Source organism: Bacteroides sp. MSSM.1001136sp1_RTP21357st2_D2_RTP21359_211015 (assembly GCF_040913205.1).
Classification (GTDB): domain Bacteria; phylum Bacteroidota; class Bacteroidia; order Bacteroidales; family Bacteroidaceae; genus Bacteroides; species Bacteroides ovatus.
The window spans coordinates 1-2,008 of sequence record NZ_JBDFVF010000073.1 but is presented as its reverse complement, the minus strand read 5'-3'; the positions used below and the strand labels follow the sequence as shown (position 1 = coordinate 2,008).

Sequence of the window (2,008 nt, the reverse complement as noted above, 5' to 3'; positions counted from 1 at the left end):
CGCCCTTTTGGTATACACTCCAAATATATCAAACTATTTTTTCTAATTATTTTTGAATACATTTGCTAAAGTGCTGACGCATAACGATGTTGTAGAACATATTTTTTATGTATAGGGAAATTGTGCGCGGAAACGACGAGAGGGATACACATTATTATATCACACGCGGGCGCGTGAAGGCGTGAAAAGAGAATGAAAAGAAAAAGACGAAAAAGAAAACTACAAGAAAATAGATATTAGAAAAAAGCAAGAGGATTTAGAATCAACCGTCAGAATACTTTTTCTAAGCGGTCTAACGGTTGACTATTCCATAGGTATAGATCGGATAAATACAGAGTGGGTACTAATCAGATTCTAACTATAAAATCAGAATGTCATTCTTTTTTAGAGTTCTCTATTCGCAGGCTGACAAGTTCAACCCACTTCTTTATGCCCAAATCAAAGCCGCCTTTTTCTAACAGATGAAGGGCGCCCGCATAATGAAGGGCAGTCTCCTCCCTACTACAGCTTATCTTACAAGACAGTTTACCCAGATAGTATTCCAGCCGGGCCATTTGGATATAGTCCAATAAAGTATAATCCCATTCGATTGACAAATCAATCAACTCCCGTATCAAAGCATAGGCTAGTTCACATTCCGTATAGGTTAAATCCGAGAGGGGTTTGTACATAACAGGATGCTGAGTCAGCTGAACAACAATTCGATTAAAGTCTCCGTACATAGGTTGCGTTTATTACCGCATCAGTTCCCGGTGGTGCGAGGGTTATAAAAAAAGAGAGCGTGGAAACTATCTATTCATGCCATATATAGGTATCCGCTAAGACCCCTTTCGTGAACATGAATGATAGCCCCACGCCCAATTGGATATATAACAAGGTTATACAGACAATAGTGCGTGAGACCTGTCATTCATTCCATTCACGAAAGTTAAAATTTAGCGGATTTTATATATGAATGTAACAAATAACCGTTCTCAATAAAATTATTAAAAAACTACTTCCTTCGCTCGAAAGTAAGTTATCACAAAAGTAGAAATAAATATCTATTAAACAAACAATTTTGACAGGAAAAACATGATAGATCAATTAATTCAGTCTATATCGCATAAAAAACACAAACCCAATATCCTACTAGAAACAATTTCTCATTTTCATTTCTCATATTCCATAACATGCACAATAATTTTCTGTAAATCAACAATATAACACAATGAGAATAAAAATACAAAACGGCATTTCTCATAGTATGACCCGCATTTTGTACATAAAACAACCTATTTCTCATAACTTATCAAGGTATTTCTCATAGTATTTTGACTATTTATCCTATAAATTCTCAAGCTAGATCCTAAGCTAAAGACCAAGTTGAATACCAGACCATGCACCTATTTACAATATATCATCAGTGCTTATTGGAAGTATATAGAGCAGGTATCCGCATATTTTTCTACCGGCATCTATATCGTTCCACTCCAGTGGACAGGCCTGTGCACTAGAGTAGAAAGAACCGTCCACTAGAGTGGAACGATCTGTTCACTCGAGTGCAATGATACAGATAGTAGCAGGAAGAAATAGCAGTGAGTAAGGGAAAACAGTAAGATATAAGGTGAATGATACACAGGAAAGCAGTAAACAATAGGAAGTTGATTAATAAACGACATAGGGAAAGGAATAATCGTAAGTCCGGCGAGAGTCCGGGAAAAGCTGCAGCCATCATGTATGAGAAATGAGCAAAACAAATAAGAAGGAGTATGAGAATAAGATGAGAAATGATTTGAAACCTATGAAAAATGCATCTTTTTTAGGGGTAAATGATGGAAATACTATGAGAAATGCCATTTCACAGTTCATTTCTCATAGTATTATATCATTGATTTACAAACTATTATCATATCATTTATGAGAACATGAGAAATGAATATGAAAAAACAGGTTCTTCGTCAAATTTGGTGGTACTTCTTCTATTGTGAATAAATAATCTTCGCTCTCAGTAGTTTAATTCCTGCCC

At 35.7% G+C, this 2,008-nt stretch carries 1 protein-coding gene; it reads right to left on the bottom strand.

Annotated elements, in window-relative coordinates:
• Positions 1 to 374: 374 nt before the first annotated feature.
• Positions 375 to 722, bottom strand: a complete 348-nt coding sequence (locus AB5217_RS24745) for a hypothetical protein (RefSeq protein ID WP_032844149.1) — start codon at positions 720 to 722, stop codon at positions 375 to 377.
• Positions 723 to 2,008 lie beyond the last annotated feature (1,286 nt).

Excerpts from the sequence above, each read along its gene's own strand:
- AB5217_RS24745 (WP_032844149.1), bottom strand. The coding sequence starts at position 722 with ATGTACGGAGACTTTAATCGAATTGTTGTTCAGCTGACTCAGCATCCT.